The 18,240-nt window shown below is 71.2% G+C and carries 19 protein-coding genes; 4 read left to right on the forward strand and 15 right to left on the reverse strand.

Translation table 11 applies throughout. From position 1 onward, the window contains the following. Positions 1-97 precede the first annotated feature (97 nt). The 6 genes from der to ACZ5CR_RS33225 form a co-directional block, all read right to left on the reverse strand. Positions 98-1,579, reverse strand: coding sequence for a ribosome biogenesis GTPase Der (gene der / locus ACZ5CR_RS33200; protein WP_389913528.1), 1,482 nt, complete (start codon positions 1,577-1,579; stop codon positions 98-100). Between the two features lie 70 nt (positions 1,580-1,649). Further along, complete coding sequence (locus tag ACZ5CR_RS33205) at positions 1,650-2,336, reverse strand: lysophospholipid acyltransferase family protein (protein WP_468864358.1); 687 nt, start codon at positions 2,334-2,336, stop codon at positions 1,650-1,652. Beyond that, a complete protein-coding gene (gene cmk, locus ACZ5CR_RS33210; protein ID WP_468864360.1) occupies positions 2,294-2,995 on the reverse strand; it encodes a (d)CMP kinase in 702 nt (233 codons plus the stop codon). The genes ACZ5CR_RS33205 and cmk overlap by 43 nt, the downstream gene beginning before the upstream one ends. A gap of 190 nt (positions 2,996-3,185) precedes the next feature. Continuing rightward, positions 3,186-4,271, reverse strand: a complete 1,086-nt coding sequence (locus ACZ5CR_RS33215; protein ID WP_468864362.1) for a prephenate dehydrogenase — start codon at positions 4,269-4,271, stop codon at positions 3,186-3,188. Continuing rightward, the gene (aroH, locus tag ACZ5CR_RS33220; protein ID WP_389913540.1) at positions 4,268-4,630 is read right to left on the reverse strand and encodes a chorismate mutase; all 363 of its coding nucleotides are present in this window, start codon (positions 4,628-4,630) and stop codon (positions 4,268-4,270) included. The genes ACZ5CR_RS33215 and aroH overlap by 4 nt, the downstream gene beginning before the upstream one ends. A 145-nt stretch (positions 4,631-4,775) precedes the next feature. Beyond that, positions 4,776-4,874 (reverse strand): hypothetical protein, encoded by a 99-nt coding sequence (locus tag ACZ5CR_RS33225; RefSeq protein ID WP_468864437.1) that lies wholly within the window; start codon positions 4,872-4,874, stop codon positions 4,776-4,778. 349 nt (positions 4,875-5,223) lie between these two features. Here ACZ5CR_RS33225 and ACZ5CR_RS33230 point away from each other — a divergent pair, with 349 nt between their 5' ends. Genes ACZ5CR_RS33230 through ACZ5CR_RS33245 form a run of 4 tightly spaced genes read left to right on the forward strand, consistent with a single transcriptional unit; the run spans position 5,224 to position 7,772 of the window. Continuing rightward, on the forward strand, positions 5,224-5,934 hold the full coding sequence (locus ACZ5CR_RS33230; protein WP_468864364.1) for a hypothetical protein: 711 nt from the start codon (positions 5,224-5,226) through the stop codon (positions 5,932-5,934). Between the two features lie 29 nt (positions 5,935-5,963). Then, positions 5,964-6,557 (forward strand): DUF6529 family protein, encoded by a 594-nt coding sequence (locus tag ACZ5CR_RS33235; RefSeq protein WP_468864365.1) that lies wholly within the window; start codon positions 5,964-5,966, stop codon positions 6,555-6,557. Further along, positions 6,554-7,033 (forward strand): Rieske (2Fe-2S) protein, encoded by a 480-nt coding sequence (locus ACZ5CR_RS33240; RefSeq protein ID WP_468864367.1) that lies wholly within the window; start codon positions 6,554-6,556, stop codon positions 7,031-7,033. Before ACZ5CR_RS33235 ends, ACZ5CR_RS33240 begins: the two co-directional genes overlap by 4 nt. Before the next feature lie 22 nt (positions 7,034-7,055). Then, positions 7,056-7,772: a nucleotidyltransferase domain-containing protein gene (locus ACZ5CR_RS33245; protein ID WP_468864370.1), complete on the forward strand. Its 717-nt coding sequence runs from the start codon at positions 7,056-7,058 to the stop codon at positions 7,770-7,772. Here ACZ5CR_RS33245 and ACZ5CR_RS33250 read toward each other — a convergent pair. The 9 genes from ACZ5CR_RS33250 to ACZ5CR_RS33290 form a co-directional block, all read right to left on the reverse strand. After that, positions 7,745-8,749 carry an ADP-ribosylglycohydrolase family protein gene (locus ACZ5CR_RS33250; protein ID WP_468864371.1) on the reverse strand — a complete coding sequence of 335 codons (1,005 nt, stop codon included), beginning with the start codon at positions 8,747-8,749 and terminating at the stop codon, positions 7,745-7,747. The two genes, ACZ5CR_RS33245 and ACZ5CR_RS33250, sit on opposite strands and share 28 nt — an antisense overlap. Beyond that, positions 8,746-9,483, reverse strand: a complete 738-nt coding sequence (locus ACZ5CR_RS33255) for an NUDIX hydrolase (RefSeq protein ID WP_468864373.1) — start codon at positions 9,481-9,483, stop codon at positions 8,746-8,748. Before ACZ5CR_RS33255 ends, ACZ5CR_RS33250 begins: the two co-directional genes overlap by 4 nt. A gap of 132 nt (positions 9,484-9,615) precedes the next feature. Continuing rightward, positions 9,616-10,866 (reverse strand): pseudouridine synthase, encoded by a 1,251-nt coding sequence (locus ACZ5CR_RS33260; protein WP_468864376.1) that lies wholly within the window; start codon positions 10,864-10,866, stop codon positions 9,616-9,618. A gap of 10 nt (positions 10,867-10,876) precedes the next feature. Beyond that, complete coding sequence (scpB, locus tag ACZ5CR_RS33265; RefSeq protein WP_468864379.1) at positions 10,877-11,542, reverse strand: SMC-Scp complex subunit ScpB; 666 nt, start codon at positions 11,540-11,542, stop codon at positions 10,877-10,879. Further along, entirely contained in the window at positions 11,539-12,579 is a 1,041-nt protein-coding gene (locus ACZ5CR_RS33270; RefSeq protein ID WP_468864381.1) for a segregation and condensation protein A, read from the reverse strand. Before ACZ5CR_RS33270 ends, scpB begins: the two co-directional genes overlap by 4 nt. Positions 12,580-12,596: 17 nt before the next feature. Beyond that, positions 12,597-13,199 (reverse strand): hypothetical protein, encoded by a 603-nt coding sequence (locus ACZ5CR_RS33275; protein ID WP_468864383.1) that lies wholly within the window; start codon positions 13,197-13,199, stop codon positions 12,597-12,599. Then, the gene (locus ACZ5CR_RS33280; RefSeq protein WP_468864385.1) at positions 13,184-14,326 is read right to left on the reverse strand and encodes a ParA family protein; all 1,143 of its coding nucleotides are present in this window, start codon (positions 14,324-14,326) and stop codon (positions 13,184-13,186) included. The genes ACZ5CR_RS33275 and ACZ5CR_RS33280 overlap by 16 nt, the downstream gene beginning before the upstream one ends. A gap of 366 nt (positions 14,327-14,692) precedes the next feature. After that, the gene (gene ald, locus ACZ5CR_RS33285; RefSeq protein WP_468864440.1) at positions 14,693-15,808 is read right to left on the reverse strand and encodes an alanine dehydrogenase; all 1,116 of its coding nucleotides are present in this window, start codon (positions 15,806-15,808) and stop codon (positions 14,693-14,695) included. 144 nt (positions 15,809-15,952) lie between these two features. Next, positions 15,953-18,052, reverse strand: coding sequence for a tetratricopeptide repeat protein (locus tag ACZ5CR_RS33290; protein WP_468864387.1), 2,100 nt, complete (start codon positions 18,050-18,052; stop codon positions 15,953-15,955). Positions 18,053-18,240 lie beyond the last annotated feature (188 nt).

The raw sequence follows: 18,240 nt of genomic DNA on the forward strand, positions 1-18,240 counted from the left end.
CCACCCCCCCCCCCCCCCCCCCCCCCCCCCCCCCCCCCCCCCCCCTCCCCTCCCCCCCCCCCCCCCGGCCCATCGGTCCATCCGTGCTTGTTTCTGCCTACTTCTTGCGGCCGCGCTTCTCGCGCACCCGGACCGAGATGTGGATCGGCGTGCCCTCGAAGCCGAACTCCTCACGGAGCCTGCGCTCCACGAAGCGCCGGTAGCCGTGCTCGATGAAGCCGGAGGAGAAGAGCACGAACCGCGGCGGCTTCGTGCCCGCCTGCGTACCGAAGAGGATGCGGGGCTGCTTGCCGCCACGGATCGGGTGCGGGTGCGAGGCCACGAGCTCGCCGAGGAAGGCGTTGAGCCGCCCGGTCGGTACGCGCGTCTCCCAGCCCGCGAGGGCCGTCTCGATCGCCGGGACGAGCTTCTCCATGTGGCGGCCGGTCTCGGCGGAGACGTTGACCCGCGGCGCCCACGCGACCTGGAGGAGCTCGGTCTCGATCTCCCGCTCCAGGTAGTAGCGGCGCTCCTCGTCGAGGGTGTCCCACTTGTTGAACGCGACGACGATGGCGCGGCCCGCCTCGACGGCCATCGTGACGATGCGCTGGTCCTGCACGCTGATCGACTCGCTCGCGTCGATCAGGATGACCGCGACCTCGGCCTTCTCCACGGCGGCCGCCGTGCGCAGCGAGGCGTAGTAGTCGGCGCCCTGCTGGAGGTGGACGCGCTTGCGGATGCCCGCGGTGTCCACGAACTTCCAGACGATGCCGCCCAGCTCGATGAGCTCGTCGACCGGGTCACGGGTGGTGCCCGCGATCTCGTTGACGACCACGCGGTTCTCGTTCGCCACCTTGTTGAGCAGGGACGACTTGCCGACGTTCGGACGGCCGATGAGCGCGATGCGGCGCGGGCCGCCGAGCGCGGTGCCGAAGGTCTGGGCGGGCGCCTCGGGCAGGGCCTCGATGACGGCGTCCAGCATGTCGCCGGTGCCGCGGCCGTGCAGCGCGGAGACGGGGTACGGCTCGCCGAGGCCCAGGGCCCACAGGGCGGTGGCGTCGGCCTCGCCGGACTGGCCGTCGACCTTGTTGGCGCACAGGACGACGGGCTTGCCCGACTTGCGGAGCAGCCGTACGACCGCCTCGTCCGTGTCGGTGGCGCCGACCGTGGCGTCCACGACGAAGACGACCGCGTCGGCCGCCTCGATCGCGTACTCGGCCTGGGCGGCCACGGAGGCGTCGATGCCGAGGACGTCCTGCTCCCAGCCGCCGGTGTCGACGAGCTTGAAGCGGCGGCCCGCCCACTCGGCCTCGTACGTCACGCGGTCGCGGGTCACGCCGGGGCGGTCCTCCACGACGGCTTCGCGGCGGCCGATGATGCGGTTGACGAGGGTCGACTTGCCGACGTTCGGGCGGCCGATCACCGCGAGGGCGGGCAGCGGGCCGTGGCCCGCCTCGCCGATCGCACCTTCGACGTCCTCGGCGTCGAAGCCTTCCTCCGCGGCGAGCTCCATGAACGCTGCATACTCGGTGGCATCAACGTCGCCAAGCGCCCCGTGCTCCGGCTCAGCCGAGCCTTCGGGCTGGATCTGGTCGTTCATGAAGTCCGTACCTCTGTCGTATTCGTGATCGGTGGACCGCCTCGCGACGGGCCACTACTGAAAGTCTCGCTCAGCGCCCGGTCAGGCGCCTGGCATGGTCCAGGTGAGCGGTGAGCCGCTCCTGGATGCGCACGGTCGCCTCGTCGAGCGCCTTGCGCGTACGCCGTCCGTTGTCGTCGCCCGCTTCGAACGGGTCGCCGAAGACGACGTCGACCCTGCTGCGCAGCGGAGGCAGCCGCTTTATCAACCGTCCGCTCTTCTCCGTGCTTCCCAGGACCGCGACCGGCACGATCGGCGCTCCGCTGCGTACGGCGAAGTAGGCGAGGCCGGAACGGAGCGAGGCGAAGTCGCCCTCGCCCCGGGTGCCCTCGGGGAAGATCCCGAGGACGCCTCCGTCGTCGAGCACGCCGAGGGCCCGGGTGATCGCCGTGCGGTCGGCGACCTCACGGTCCACCTTCACCTGACCGATGCCGTGCAGGAAGCGGTCGAGGGGCCCGACGAACGCTTCCTTCTTGATGAGGAAATGCGTCGGCCTGGGCGCCGTGCCCATCACCATCGGGCCGTCGACGTTGTGCGAGTGGTTCACGGCCAGGATCACCGGGCCGGTCGGAGGGACCCTCCAGGCGCCGAGGACGCGGGGCTTCCACAGGCCGTACATGAGGCCGACGCCGATGCGGCGGCCGACCTCCGCACCCCGTTCCGATGGCGCCGCGGTCACTTCGCTGCCCGCTTCTCCTCGACGAGGGTGACGACGCACTCGATGACCTGCTGCAGCGTGAGCTCGGTGGTGTCCACCTCGACGGCGTCGTCGGCCTTGGCCAGCGGCGACGTCTTGCGGCTCGAGTCGGCGGTGTCCCGCTGGATGAGCGCCTCACGGGTGGCGGCGACGTCGGCGCCCTTGAGCTCGCCGCTGCGGCGGGCCGCGCGGGCCTCGGGCGAAGCCGTGAGGAAGATCTTCAGGTCCGCGTCGGGCAGGACGGTCGTACCGATGTCGCGCCCCTCGACGACGATGCCCTTCTCGGCGGACTCGGCGATGGTGCGCTGCAGGTCCGTGATGCGGGAGCGCACCTCGGGGACGGCGCTGACGGCGCTGACCTTGGAGGTGACGTCGGTGGTGCGGATCGGCCCGGCGACGTCCGTGCCGTCGACCGTGATGGTCGGGGCGAGCGGGTCGGTGCCGGAGACGATCTCGGGCTTGCCCGCGACCGCGGCGATGGCGGTGGGGTCCGTCAGGTCGATGCTGTTGTGCACCATCCACCAGGTGATCGCGCGGTACTGCGCACCGGTGTCCAGGTAGCTGAGGCCCAGCTGGGCGGCGACGGCCTTCGAGGTGCTCGACTTGCCCGTGCCGGAGGGCCCGTCGATGGCGACGATCACTGCTGAGGACGCCGAACCGGCGGTTTCCACGGTTTCCACGGGGTGCGGAACCTTTCTGTGTGCACAGGGCTGGAGCAGGGCGGCATTCCTGCCCTGCACAAGGTTACTGGCTCCTGTGGCTGCCTCTTACTGCCCGGGGAGCACCCCTGTCCCGCCCGCTTCGCGGCGGACGCTCTCTGGCCCACCCACCCGATCGCCCCGGATCCGCCCGTCGGGATCACTGCCGGGATTACTGCCGGATCGCCCAGCCCCGCTCCCGCAGCGCCGCGGTGAGTACCGGGACCGCCTTCGGCTCCACCATCAGCTGCATGAGGCCCGCCTGCTGTCCCGTCGCGTGCTCGATGCGTACGTCCTCGATGTTCACCCCGGCCCGGTCCGCGTCGGCGAAGATCCTGGCCAGCTGTCCCGCCTTGTCGTCGATGAGCACCGCCACGACCTCGTACGTGGTCGGCGCGGTCCCGTGCTTGCCGGGCACCCGCACCTGTCCCGCGTTGCCCCGCCGCAGCACGCCCTCGACCGAGGCGGCGCCCTCGCGCCGCTTCGCCTCGTCCGCCGACTGCAGCGCGCGCAGCGCCGACACCGTCTCGTCGAGGTCGGCGGCGACGGCGGAGAGCAGATCGGCGACGGGACCGGGATTGGCCGACAGGATGTCGATCCACATCCCCGGGTCCGACGCGGCGATGCGCGTGACGTCACGGATGCCCTGCCCGCACAGGCGCACCGCCGTCTCCTCGGCGTTCTCCAGACGTGCCGCGACCATGCTGGAGACCAGGTGCGGCATGTGCGAGACGAGCGCGACCGCGCGGTCGTGCGCGTCGGCGTCCATGACGACCGGCACGCCGCGGCAGAGGGCGACGAGCTCCAGGGCGAGGTTGAGGACCTCGGTGTCGGTGTCGCGGGTGGGCGTGAGGACCCACGGCCGCCCCTCGAAGAGGTCGGCGGTACCGGCGAGGGGGCCGCTGCGCTCGCGCCCCGACATGGGGTGCGTACCGATGTACGGGGTGAGGTCGATGCCGAGCGCTTCCAGCTCCCGGCGCGGGCCGCCCTTGACGCTCGCCACGTCGAGGTAGCCGCGGGCCACATCGCGCCGCATGACGTCGGCCAGCGTCGCCGCGACGTGCGCGGGCGGCACGGCGACGACGCACAGGTCGACCCGTCCCGCGGGCTCTTCGTCGGTGCCCGCGCCGAGCGCGGCCGCCGTGCGGGCCTGTCCGGGGTCGTGGTCGGCGAGGTGTACGTCCACGCCGCGCGAGGCGAGGGCCAGGGCGGCGGAGGTGCCGATCAGGCCGGTGCCGATGACGAGGGCGGTTCTCACTGGGCGATGTCCTTGCGCAGGGTGGCAGCGGCGCCGAGGTAGACGTGCGTGATCTCGGCGCGGGGCCTGTCGGACTCTATGTGCGCGAGGACGCGGACGACCCGTGGCATGGCGCCCTCGATCTGCAGTTCCTGCGCGCAGATCAGCGGGACGTCCACGATGCCGAGCCTGCGCGCCGCCGCCGCGGGGAAGTCGCTGTGCAGGTCGGGCGTCGCGGTGAACCAGATGCTGATCAGGTCGTCCTCCGCGAGCCCGTTCCGCTCGATGATGGCGGTGAGCAGCTCGCCGACCTGCTCGTCCATGTGGTCGGCCGCGTCCCGCTCCAGCTGGACGGCGCCCCGGACCGCTCGTACCGCCACAGTGCTGCTCCTCGCTCACGTACGTATGACTGATGTACCGACAAGGGTAGTCAGGGTCCCGGGGACGAGTGCGCGGCGCCCGCCTGCCGAGACGGACGCCGCGTACCTCACAGGGGTGGGAACCGGGGTGGGATCCACAGCCGGGTCAGAGCTTCTGCTCCTTGATGAGGTCCTCAAGCGAGCCCGACGGGACCTGCCCCTCCGGAGTCAGTCTGCCGACGGCCTGGGGCAGCTGCCGCGCGATCCGGTCGGCGGCCTCGTCACGGCTGACGCCCGCATCGGAGGAACTTCGTGATCATGTCCATCAGGCCGCCCAGCGGATTGCCGCCGCCTGAGCCGCCTTGACCTCCTCGGCCGCCGCCGAGGAGACCGCCGAGAAGGCTTCCCAGATCGTTGCCCGCCATGGTCGTGTCTTTCGCGTGAGTGGCCGGGTCGGCGCCTCGTAGGTGCACGGACCTCAGACCATGTCAATGTCACCCGAATCGCCCTCTGTCGCCACTTGGACCGATTGGTGGGTGTTCAACTATGGACGCCGGGGCGCCGTTCCGCTTGCATGGAGGGGCCGTCACGGCCCAAGCCTCGGGGGAGGCCGCATGAAGCGCTCGGGACCGCTGTACACGCTTCTGGGGGGACTGCTGCTCGCCCTGTTCATGCTGTTGCTCAACGCGACGACGGGGACGGGCAATTCGTCGTACGGGAAGGACCCGCCCGGCGCCGCGTCGTCGGCGCCCCCGTCCGCGAAGCCCACCAAGAACACGCCCGCACCCACCGAGAGCCCTTCCGAGAGCCCTTCCGAGAGCTCGCCCGAGAGCCCGTCCAGGAAGCCGACCGGGAAGCCGACCGGGAAGTCCGAGTACGCGGGCCGCACGGCCGACGACGCCGCAGCCGTCTCCATCTCGATCCGTGACGACAAGGCCATCGCGTACTACTGCAACGGCCGTGACGCCGAGTCCTGGCTGAAGGGCGACATCGAGGACGACGGCTCCATGCGCCTCACCGGCAAGCACGGCGCGAAGCTGGACGGCACCCTCGCCGACAACGCGGTCCGCGGCAAGGTCGAGATCGGCAAACAGCCACGGGACTTCACCGCCGCCAGGGCGAAGAAGCCTTCGGGCCTCTACCGCGCGACCACCGAGGTGCGCGGCGCCGAGATCGACGGCGGCTGGATCGTCCTGCCCGACGGGCGGCAGGTCGGCATCCTCAAGCGGGACGGCAAGCCGCAGACGGCCCCGCGCCTCGACCCGGAGACCGGCGCCGTCGCGTTCGACGGCGGCGAACTCACCGCACGGCCCGTCGTGCCCTGACCCCGCTCCGCCCCGACCAGGGAGCCGCCATGAGCGTCGATCCGAACGCCGCAACGCAGGGCGGCTTCGGCCCGCCCCCCTCGTCGGGCGACCACCGCCGCCCGAGCGCCGCCCGCTATCTCGTCCCCGCCCTGGTGGCCGCGGTGGTCGCGGTCGGCCTCGGTGTGTACGGCAAGACGCACGACCCCGGGGGCACGGCCTTCAACCTCGCCGGGTTCAGCAGCACGAGCGCGGTCAAGGCCTGGCTGGGCACGACGGCGTTCGCCTTCGCGCTGATCCAGGTCGTATCGGCGCTCATGGTCTACGGGCGCCTTCCGGGACCGTCCTGGTCATCGGCGCTGCACCGCTGGTCGGGCCGGATCGCGTTCCTGGTGGCGGTCCCCGTGGCGATCCACTGCCTCTACGCCCTCGGCTACCAGACGTACTCGCCCCGGGTGATGTGGCACTCGCTGCTCGGCTGCTTCTTCTTCGGGGCGTTCAGCGCCAAGATGCTGCTGCTCCGCTCGGAGAAGCTGCCCGGCTGGCTGCTTCCGGTGATCGGCGGCCTGGTCTTCGTGGTCCTCACGGTGGTCTGGCTGACGTCGGCGCTGTGGTTCTTCCGTACGTTCGGAGTGACGACATGAACACCCCACACCCCACACGGCGCACTGTCATCGCCGCGGGCGGAGCGGTCGCGCTGACCGCCGGATGCAGCAAGTACGGGGACGAGGGCGCGAAGCCGCCCACGTCGCAGCCGCCGTCAGCGGCATCGCCCTCGTCCTCGCCCTCGAAATCAGGTGGGAAGAACGGGAAGAAGCAGCCGCCGCCCAAGGCCGAGGAGCTGGCGAGGACATCCGACATCCCGGTCGGCGGCGGCAAGATCTTCAAGGACAAGAAGGTCGTCGTGACCCAGCCGGAGAAGGGCGACTTCAAGGCCTTCTCCGCGATCTGCACCCACGAGGGCTGCACGGTCAGCCAGGTGGCGGACGGCACGATCAACTGCCCCTGTCACGGCAGCAAGTACCGCGTGGCGGACGCCTCGGTGGCGGCCGGCCCCGCACCACGCCCGCTCCCCCCGGAGAACATCACGGTCACCGGAAATTCGATCACGCTCGGCTAGCCCGTCCCCGTACGCTCCCCGCATGCACCGCCCCACGGACCTGGACCTCGTACGCGACCACACCGTCTACGCCTGCGTGATGGGCTCGCGCGCCTTCGGTCTTGCCACGGACGGCAGCGACACCGACCGCAGGGGCGTCTTCCTGGCCCCCACACCGCTCTTCTGGCGCTTCGAGAAGCCGCCCACGCACGTGGAGGGACCGGCGGAGGAACAGTTCAGCTGGGAGGTGGAGCGCTTCTGCGAGCTGGCCCTGCGCGCCAACCCGAACATCCTGGAGTGCCTGCACTCGCCCCTCGTGGAGCACGTGACGGACACCGGCCGCGAACTCCTCGCCCTGCGGGACGCGTTCCTCTCCCGCCGGACCCACCTCACGTTCGCCGGCTATGCCCGCGGCCAGCACAAGAAGCTTCAGGACGACGTACGCCTGCACGGCGCACCCCGGTGGAAGCACGCGATGCACCTCCTGCGCCTCCTGACCAGCTGCCGCGACCTGCTGCGCACCGGCAGGCTCACGCTCGACGTCGGCGACCAGCGCGAGCCGCTGCTCGCCGTCAAGCGCGGCGAAGTGCCCTGGCCCGAGATCGAGTCCTGGATGCGGCGCCTCGCGCAGGAGGCGGACACGGCGGCCATCCGCAGCCCGCTGCCCGCCGAGCCGGACCATGAGCGGGTGGCGGACTTCCTGTTCCGCGTGCGGCGGGGGTCGGCCCTGGCTCAGGAATCCCAGAGCGCCCCGAGCTGAAGCAGCTCCTCCCGGTACTCGATCCGCTCGGCCCACTCGGCGGGCCAGGCGTCCGCGCCCAGGTGGGCACCCGCGAACGCACCGGCCAGGCAGGCGATCGAGTCGGAGTCGCCCGAGGTGCAGGCTGCTCGGCGCAGGGCGGTCACGGGCTCGTCGGGGAACATCAGGAAGCACAGCAGGCCGGTGGCGAACGCCTCTTCGGCGATCCAGCCCGCGCCGGTGGCCAGGCAGGGGTCGGTCTCCGGGTTGGCGTCGCGCACCGCTGCCGCCAGGCGCTCCAGGATCGCGAGGCAGTCGTCCCAGCCGCGCGCGATGAAGTGTTCGGGGGTCGGGTCCTGAGAGCGGGTCCACAGGTCGCCGAGCCAGTCGTGGCGGTAGTTGGTGCGGTTCTCGATGGCGTACGAGCGGAGCAGGCCGACCAGGCCCATCGGTTCGGCACCCTCGGCGAGCAGCTTGACCGCGTACGCGGTGAGGTCACTGGCCGCGAGCGCGGTGGGGTGACCATGGGTGAGCGCGGACTGCGTCTGCGCGGCACCGGCCCGCATCTCCTCCTTCAGCCCCGGTATGAGCCCGAGCGGCGCTACGCGCATGTTCGCCCCGCACCCCTTGGAGTGCAGCTGGCTGGCGTCACGCCAGGGGCGTTCGGGGTCGGCCAGGAGGTCACAGGCCTGTAGACAGGTGTTGCCGGGGGCGCGGTTGTTCTCCGGGTCGTGGTACCAGGCCACGTACTCCCCGCGCGTCAGGAACGCGAAGCGCTCGGGTCCACAGAGCCCGCGTGCCGACGCGGCCTTCAGGGCGCGTCCCAGCGCGAGCGTCATCTGCGTGTCGTCCGTGACGATCGCGGGCCTGGGCAGCTCCATCTCCCGCCAGGGTCCGCACTTGGCGAGGATCGACGGCACGTCGTTGAACTCGGTCGGGAAACCGAGCGCGTCCCCGAGGGCGAGGCCGATCAGGGATCCGGTGGCGGCGCGCTTCATGAGGGCTGTCCTTCCGAGGGGAGCGTCGAGACGGGTGCGGGGCGGAGCAGGGGCGGGTGCAGGGCGGTGGCCGGACCCGCCCGGTAGAGGGCGGCCGGTTTGCCCCGGCCGCCCGTCAGGCGCGCGGCGCCGGGGATCGCCTCGACGAAGCCGGAGGTGCCGAGCACCTTGCGCCGGAAATTGGCCGGGTCGAGCTCGGCGGCCCACACCGTCTCGTAGACCTGTCGCAGCTCGCCGAGCGTGAACTCGGGCGGGCAGAAGGCCGTGGCCAGGCCGGTGTACTCGAACTTGGCGCAGACGCGGTCGTGGGCGTCGGCGAGGATCCGGTCGTGGTCGAAGGCGAGCGGCCCCTGGGTGCCGTACGGCAGCCACTCCGCGCGGGCGGCGTCGCTGCCGGCGCGTACCGCGGGCGGATCAGGGACGAGCGCGGCGAAGGCGACCGAGACGACGCGCATCCGCGGGTCGCGGTCCGGCTCGCTGTAGGTGCGCAGCTGCTCCAGGTGGAGCCCGGCGCTGTCCTTGAGGCCGGTCTCCTCGGCGAGCTCACGTCCCGCCGCGGTCTCGGCCGACTCGTCAGGCAGCACGAATCCGCCGGGCAGCGCCCAGTGTCCCGCGTACGGATCCTGGCCGCGTTCGACGAGCAGCACGTGCAGGCCGCCCGCGCGGACGGTGAACACGGCGAGGTCGACGGTGACGGCGAACGGCTCGAAGGCGTGCTTGTCGTAGCCCTGCATGACCCTCCCCCTCTTTATGGTCAGTACGACTCTAAAGCGAGGGGGTCCGCACCGCAACACGCGGAACGAAAGGCGGCCGGCCCCCGCATGCGCGGGGACCGGCCGTCTTCACTGACCTCGGAGCGGACTCGCCTAGAGGTCGACTTCCTGCATCAGCATGCCGACCTCGGTGTTCGACATCCTGCGCAGCCAGCCGGACTTCTGGTCGCCCAGCGCGATCGGCCCGAAGGACGTCCGCACCAGCTTGTCGACCGGGAAGCCCGCCTCGGCGAGCATGCGGCGCACGATGTGCTTGCGGCCCTCGTGCAGCGTCACCTCGACCAGGTAGTTCTTGCCGGTCTGCTCGACGACGCGGAAGTGGTCCGCGCGGGCGTACCCGTCCTCGAGCTGGATGCCGTCCTTGAGCTGCTTGCCCAGGTCACGCGGGATCGGGCCGACGATGTGCGCGAGATAGACCTTCTTCACGCCGTACTTCGGGTGCGTGAGGCGATGGGCCAGCTCACCGTGGTTGGTGAGCAGGATGACGCCCTCGGTCTCCGTGTCGAGCCGCCCCACGTGGAAAAGCCGCGTCTCGCGGTTGGTCACGTAGTCGCCCAGGCACTGCCGTCCCTCGGTGTCCTCCATGGTGGAGACGACACCGGCGGGCTTGTTCAGCGCGAAGAACTGGTACGACTGGGTGGCGACCGTCAGGCCGTCGACCTTGATCTCGTCCCGCTCCGGCTGGACCCGCAGGCCCTGCTCCATCACGATCTCGCCGTTGACCTCGACACGGGCCTGCTCGACGAGCTCCTCGCAGGCACGGCGCGAGCCGTAGCCCGCACGGGCGAGGACCTTCTGCAGCCGCTCGCCCTCCTGCTCGGCGCCGGGGAAGGTCTTGGGCGGGCTGACCTTCGGCTTGCCCGCGTACCGCTCGCGGTTGCGCTCTTCCTGCCGCGCGTCGTACTCACGGGAGGTCGCGGGAGCTCCCGCGCCGCGCCGCGTGCCCCTGTCCGAGCCCTGAGGCGACCTGGGGCCGCCCTTGGCGCCGCCGCGTGCGGCAGCGCCCCTGCCCTTCCTCGAGGCGTCGCCCCCTACGTCGTAGCGACGCTCCTCGGGGCGGGGCTTGCTCTCGCGCTTCGGCGGCTGGTCGTCGCGCGCGCCACCGGCGCCGCGACCCTGCCGGTCGGGGCTGTTACCGGAACCCCGGTAGTCACGGCCGCCACCGCCACCGCTGCCGCCACGGCCACCGGCGCCGCCACGGCCGCCACCGCCGCCGCCGCCGCTGCGACCACCACCGCTGCCGCCGCTGCCGCGACCACCACCGCTGCTGCCACGGCTGCCGCTGTTGCCACCACGGCTCCCGCCGTTGTTTCCGCTGCTGTTCCTGCCGTTGCTGCTTCGCATCAAATTTCCGTTAGTCGGCTGTGTCCTGCGTGTACTCGTAACCCGGTGCGTCAGGTGCGTCCGGGTCGAACGACAAAGCGCCTTCCAGCGTCTCGGCCTCGATCGCCTCCGCCTCGGGGAGGAAGGGCGCGAGCTCCGGGAGCTCGTCCAGGCCACGCAGGCCCATCCGCTCCAGAAAGTAGTTCGTCGTCCTGTACAGGATCGCACTTGTTTCGGGTTCCGCGCCCGCCTCCTCCACCAGGCCCCTCTGGAGAAGCGTCCGCATCACGCCGTCACAGTTCACTCCGCGCACCGCGGAGACCCTTGATCGGCTGACCGGCTGGCGGTACGCGACGACCGCGAGGGTCTCCAGGGCCGCCTGGGTGAGGCGGGCCTGCTGCCCGTCGAGCACGAAGCGCTCGACGGCGGCGGAGTACTCGGGCCGCGTGTAGAACCGCCAGCCGCCCGCGACGAGCCGCAGCTCGAAGCCCCTGCGCTGCACGGTGTACTCGTCGGCGAGCTCCCGCACCGCGTCGGCGATCTGCCGCCGGGGCCGGTCGAGGATCTTGGCCAGGTGCTCCTCGGTGGCCGGTTCGTCGACGACCATGAGTACGGCCTCCAGAGCGGGCCGCAGCTCCAGATCGGCGACGGCGCCCGCCAGGTCTCCGGCAGGACTCGCGTCGCTCGTCGGGCTCATGTGACGGTCTCCTCACTCGTCTCACTCGTCTCACCCGGCGGATCGGGTGCGCGGTCGAACTCGTCCGTCACCGTCGGCTGCTCCTCGCCGTCCCCGCCGGTCCAGCGCACCATCAGCTCGCCCAGGGCGTCCTCCTGGTCGAGCTCCACGGCCTTCTCGCGGTACAGCTCGAGGAGCGCCAGGAAGCGGGCGACGACGGTGAGGGTGTCCCCCGCGTCCTCGACGAGCACCTGGAAGCTGACCTCGCCCCGCTCCCTGAGCCGGGCCACGACCACCCCGGCCTGCTCCTGCACGGAGACGAGCGGGGCATGGATGTGGTCGACGTACACCTGGGGCTTGGCCCGGGGCTGCATCGCCTTCACGGCGAGCGCGGCGAATCCCGCGGCGCCGATGCTGATGACGACTTCCGGCAGCAGTTCGGCGTGGTGGGCCTCCAGGCCCACGGTCCGCGGATAGCGCCGCGCCTCGTCGTCGAGCCGCCCGCTGAAGATGTCGGCGATGCGTTTGTACGCGCGGTACTGCAACAGCCGCGCGAAGAGCAGGTCCCGCGCTTCGAGCAGCGCGAGATCCCCCTCGTCCTCGACCTCGGCGGAGGGCAGGAGCCGGGCGGCCTTGAGGTCGAGCAGGGTGGCGGCGACCACGAGGAACTCGGTGGTCTGATCCAGGTCCCAGTCGGGTCCCATGGCGCGGATGTGCGCCATGAACTCGTCGGTCACCGTGGAGAGCGCGACTTCGGTGACGTCCATCTTGTGCTTCGAGATGAGCTGAAGCAGCAGATCGAAGGGGCCTTCGAAGTTGGCGAGACGGACCTTGAACCGCCCGTCGTCCGGCTCGGGCGGCGTCTCCGGCTCGGACAGGGACTCCGGCCCGGACTCGGGCTCCGGCTCAGGACCCGACTCCGGCTCGGACTCGGGCTCCGGCTCAAGAACCGACTCCGGCTCCGGCGCGGAAGCCGCGGGCTCCGCGGGAGCCGCGCCGGGGCCGCGCCCCAGCGCACGCCGACGGGCGGCCGGTGCGGAATCGTCGTTCAGGGGCATCGCCGGGAACGCTACCGCTACCGCCCGCGCAACCGTCGTACGAGAATGCTCGCGTCCCCGCGTGACTCAAGATCCGCCAGGACCACGGCGACCGCCTCGCGGACGATGCGCCCGCGGTCGACCGCGAGCCCGTGCTCGCCCCTCAGGACGAGACGCGCGTGCTCGAGGTCCATCAGCTCCTCGGCGGACACGTACACCGTGATCTTCTCGTCGTGCCGCTCGCGCCCGCTGGGCCGCCGGTTGGCCGCCCGTGCGCGCCGCCGTGCCTGTGCCGTGGAGGAGGAGTTCGCGGACCGGCCGCCACCGCCCTGTGCGGCGGCGCCTTCCTGGCCCTGGTCGGTACGGCGTCCGTCCTTCTCGGCGTCGGCGGTGGCCGACCGGCTGCGGGACTCGCCCGACTCCGCGTCGGCGGCGCCGTGTTCGGCGGCGTCACCGCCGTCTCCCCCCGTGACACTGCCGTGCGCGTCGACGGCAGCGGCGGCCTCGTCGCTCTCCCCCGCGGGCGGAGGCACCCGCGCCTCGCCGTTCGCCTGGCGGCGCGGGGACGACGACTGCAGCGCCATTCCCCCGGTCGTACGGAACAGTTCGTCGGCCCCCGGCAGACTCACTCGGCGTGACACCGGGCGAGCACCTCCCTGGCGAGCTGGCGATAAGCGGCCGCGCCGACCGAGTTCGATGCGTACGTCGTGATCGGCTCACCGGCGACCGTGGTCTCCGGGAAGCGGACCGTGCGTCCGATCACTGTGTGGTACACGTGATCGTCGAAGGCCTCGACCACCCGCGCGAGCACCTCACGGCTGTGCACCGTGCGGGAGTCGTACATGGTGGCGAGGATGCCGTCGAGCTCCAGGTCGGGGTTGAGCCGCTCCTGGACCTTCTCGATCGTCTCCGTCAGCAGGGCCACACCGCGCAGCGCGAAGAACTCGCACTCGAGCGGCACTATCACCTTGTGAGCGGCCGTCAGGGCGTTCACGGTGAGCAGGCCGAGCGAGGGCTGACAGTCGATCACGATGTAGTCGTAGTCCTGCATCAGCGGCTTCAACGCCCGCTGCAGGGTGGACTCGCGCGCGACCTCGCTCACCAGCTGCACTTCCGCGGCCGACAAGTCGATGTTGCTGGGCAGCAGGTCCATGTTCGGGACCGCCGTCTTCAGCAGCACCTCGTCCGCGGACATGCCCCGCTCCATGAGCAGGTTGTAGACCGTCAGGTCCAGCTCCATCGGGTTCACCCCGAGGCCCACCGAGAGCGCGCCCTGCGGGTCGAAGTCGACCAGCAGGACCCGGCGTCCGTACTCCGCGAGCGCGGCACCCAGGTTGATGGTCGACGTCGTCTTGCCCACGCCGCCCTTCTGGTTGCACATCGCGATGATCTTCGCGGGACCGTGATCGGTCAACGGTCCCGGGATCGGGAAGTACGGCAGCGGGCGCCCCGTGGGACCGATGCGCTCACGGCGCTGACGGGCCGCGTCCGGGGCCAGCGTGGCCGCGTACTCGGGATCGGGCTCGTACTCGGCGTCAGGGTCGTAGAAGTGCCCCTGGGGCAGTTCCTCGTAGTCGGCGAGTTGGGTGTGGGTGGTGTTCTCGCCACTCCGGTCGCCGGCCATGGCGTTCACGTGATGGCCATCCATGCTCGGGGGTGCAGACGATGTCGGTTGCGTCGGCTGCGGTTTCTGGCGGGCTTCGAAGGTGCGGACAGCGACGGAGCCGACAGCCTCGAGTCCCACGGGTCCTCGGCCCCGCTCGGACATTCCTGGTTGACCACCCCCGGGAGCAAATGTCGACTCATTCACAAGTCGTCTTACCTCCTTGGTGACCAGGAAATTTCTCGATAGGTCAGCGTGGCACTATGCCGACGGTTGGCGACTCTATGGCGTGTCACCGGTCCGCAGCAACACAATCCGCCGGACCCGGCCCGATGTGTCGGCAATCGAACGCCCCCATGTCAAGGGCGCACGGCACGTCGTCACCACAATTCCGGGGTGGGCGAATCGGTTAAAGGGTTACGTTCAAGGCGAGTTGACCATGTCCATGGACATACGCATACGGCCGGACCCCTCTCAAGGTCCGGCCGTTGGCGTGAGATTGACGACTCTCGTTGACGAAAGCGGTCAGGTTCAGCCGAGGAGCGTCTCGAGCTCGACGTGCTCGAGGCCGTGCGACTCGGCGACCTCCTTGTAAACGACCTTGCCGTCATGGGTGTTGAGGCCCAGGGCGAGCGCCCTGTCACGGCGCAGCGCCTCGGTCCAGCCGCGGTTCGCCAGCTCGACGATGTACGGCATCGTCGCGTTGGTCAGCGCGTACGTCGACGTGTTGGGCACCGCGCCGGGCATGTTCGCGACGCAGTAGAACACCGAGTTGTGGACCGGGAAGGTCGGCTCGGCGTGCGTCGTCGGGTGCGAGTCCTCGAAGCAGCCGCCCTGGTCGATCGCGATGTCGACAAGGACACTTCCCGGCTTCATCCGCGACACGAGCTCGTTGGTGACGAGCTTGGGGGCCTTGGCGCCCGGGATGAGGACGGCGCCGATGACGAGGTCGGCCTCGACGCACGCCTTCTCGAGCTCGAAGGCGTTGGAGACGACGGTCTGGATCTTCGTACCGAAGATCTTGTCCGCCTCCTTGAGCTTGTTGATGTCCTTGTCGAGCAGGGTCACGTGGAAGCCCATGCCGATGGCGATCTGCGCGGCGTTCCAGCCGGAGACGCCACCGCCGATGACGACGGCCCGGCCGGCCGCGACACCCGGGACGCCGCCGGGAAGCACACCGCGGCCACCGTTGGCGGCCATCAGGTGGTAGGCGCCGACCTGCGGGGCGAGGCGGCCCGCGACCTCGGACATCGGGGCGAGCAGCGGGAGCGCGCGGTTCGCGGTCTCGACGGTCTCGTACGCGATGGCGGTGGTGCCGGACTCCAGGAGCGCGTCCGTGCACTCCTTGGAAGCGGCCAGGTGCAGGTAGGTGAAGAGGGTCTGGTCCTTGCGGAGGCGGTGGTACTCCTCCGCGACCGGCTCCTTGACCTTCAGGAGGAGGTCGGCGGTGGCCCAGACCTCATCGGCGGTCTCCAGGATGCGGGCGCCCGCGGAGACGTACTCCGCGTCCGTGATCGAGGAGCCGACACCGGCGTTCTGCTCGATGACGACCTGGTGGCCGTGGCGCACCAGCTCGTGCACACCGGCGGGGGTGATGGCCACCCGGAACTCGTTGTTCTTGACCTCGCGGGGGATGCCGACCTTCACGTCGATCACGGTCCTCTTGGCTCAGGGATTTTTCGGGCAATTCTCTACATACCGATACACAAGAGGGCGCATCGGAGACACCACGGAAGTACGCGGCGGAGCCAGTCTAATGAAGGACTTCTCGCTGTCTAGCCTTTCAATGCATCAATCTTCTACGGAAGTGCTACGGATTTCGTAGGCGGAAGCCGTAGCTCCATCTTTCGATGCAAGCCCTGTGACCTCCGCAAGCTCCGGTCCCAGCATGCGTTCGGCCGCACCGCGGTGCAGCCGGGCGGCCGCCGGGTCGCCGAGCCGGTCAAGGGTGTCGGCGAGCCTGAGCTGCAGCGCCGCCTGGAGACGTACGTCGTCGGCCCGCCGCGCCCACTCGACGGCTTCCTGGCAGGTGCGCAGCGACTCCTCGGGCCGGCCCGCGTACTCCTGCACCCGCGCCAGCTCGCTCAACGCCCTTGCCTGGCCCGCCACATCGCCGGTCTTGCGGTGTCCGGTGACGGCCGAGCTCCAGTTGCGAAGCGCTTCGCCGTACCGGCCCGCGTACGTGTGCACCGCCGCGATCCGGCCGTAGAGACGTGCGGCGTCGGTGCGCTCGTCGCGCGCGAGCCGCTGGGCCAGGGCGCGCCCGAACCAGTCCGACGCCCGCGGCCAGTCCCCCAGCTCCTGGTAGGCACTGCCTACGGATTCCATCGCGCGGCCGGTCGCGTACGGATCGTTTGCCTGCCGTCCGGCATCCAGTGCCAGGCGGTAGCGCACCAGCGCCCCCTGCGTCCGTCCCGTCCTCGCGTCCAGATCCGCGAGGTTCAGGAGGGCCGCCGCCTTCTCGCGGGGCAGCTTCCTGCGCTCGGCCACGTCGAGGACCAGCTGGTGGATGCCGTACAGCTCGGGGGCCGCGTCCTCCGTGCCGCGATGGGCGACCAGAGCCCGCGTCAGGGCCGCCATCAGGCGCCGCGCGAGGGTGTCGAGCTCTCCGTCGGCGACCGCTAGGCGGGCCGCCGCGAGCAGGGCGGGCTGCCGGATGCGCAGCCACTCGGATGCGGCGCCGGGGTGGGGGAAGCGCAGGGCGCGCGGCATGCCGGCGAGCTTCTTGCGGGCCGCCGAGCCGTCCGGTTCCGTGATCGCCCGGCAGGACTGGAGCAGCCGCACGGTCCGCTCCAGCATCCTGGCCCGGGCCAGCTGGATCTCCGCGGGCCGGTCCTGGCGCTCGGTGCACGCGCGGAGCAGCGGCACCAGGCAGGCGGGCAGCTCGTACTGCGGCAGCGGCGACTCCACGGCCCTGACGAGGCCGAGCTTCACGAAGTCGTCCAGGGTCGTGCGGGCGGCGGAGACCGAGCAGCCCGCGAGCGCGGATGCGGTGTGCGGGTCGACGTGGCCCGCGGGGGCCAGGGAGAGGAATCGCAGTATCCGCGCGGCCGCTCCCGGCAGGGAGGCGTACGAGAGCTGGAACATCCGGGAGAGGGCGCCGGGCGCGGACTCGTCCTCGGGCCTGTCGTGCACCTGCTTGGCCAGGTCGGCGACGGCCGCCTTGGGCCGCCCGGAGAGCCAGCCACCGGCGAGGACGAGCGCGGCGGGGTGTGCGCCGCACGCCTCGACCAGGCTCTCCGCGGACCGCGGGTCCACGGTGATGCGCACCGGGCCCGCCGCGCGGGAGAGCAGTTCGACCGCGGCCGCGGTGTCCAGGCCGCCCAGCGTGCACGGCCGCACGTCCGGGATCCCGGTGAGCGGGCCCTCGGACACGGCGACGGCCAGGCATTCGGGCACGTCCGGGATCAGCGGGTCGACCTGCTCGGCGTCGGCGGCGCCGTCGAGGAGCAGCAGCGCCCTGCGGCCCGCCAGGGCGCTGCGGAGCGCTTCGGCGAGCTCGTCCTCGTCGGCCCCCGGGGGCGCGGGGACGTCGAGGGCGTCCAGGAGTTCCCTCGCGGTGCGTTCCGTGGGCACGCGTGTGCCGTCGGGTTCGGTGAGGTGGGTGCGGAGCACCCCGTCGGGGTAGTTGTCGGCGAGCCGCCGCGCGAGTTCCTCGGCGAGCGCGGTGCGGCCGGATCCTGGACGGCCCGCGATGAGGAGCACGCGTGCGCGTGGCGCCTTGCGGCCCGAGATGGTGTCGAGCCCGGCGCGGCCGATGTCGGCGCGGAGCTCTTTCAACTCTCTGCGCCTGCCGACGAATTGACCGCCGTCGGAACTCTGGTCCGAAGCGAGGCGCGGCGCCGGGCCGCCCACTGCCGATCCGTCCGTGTCGACCGCCTGATCCGTCACGGGCCATGCTCCGTCCGCCTGCGCGCGAACCCGCCGGGACTCCGGTCGGGACGCTTCCAGAGCCTAGTTCAGGCCCTGGTCGCTCCCCCGACGCGCGGCGCGCACAAGTCCCCCGATCGGATCAGTAGATCGTCACACCGGAGAACTCCAATGGCCCCCTATGGCCGCCTACGGCCGCCTACGGCCTC

The organism is Streptomyces sp. NPDC031274 (genome assembly GCF_055570235.1).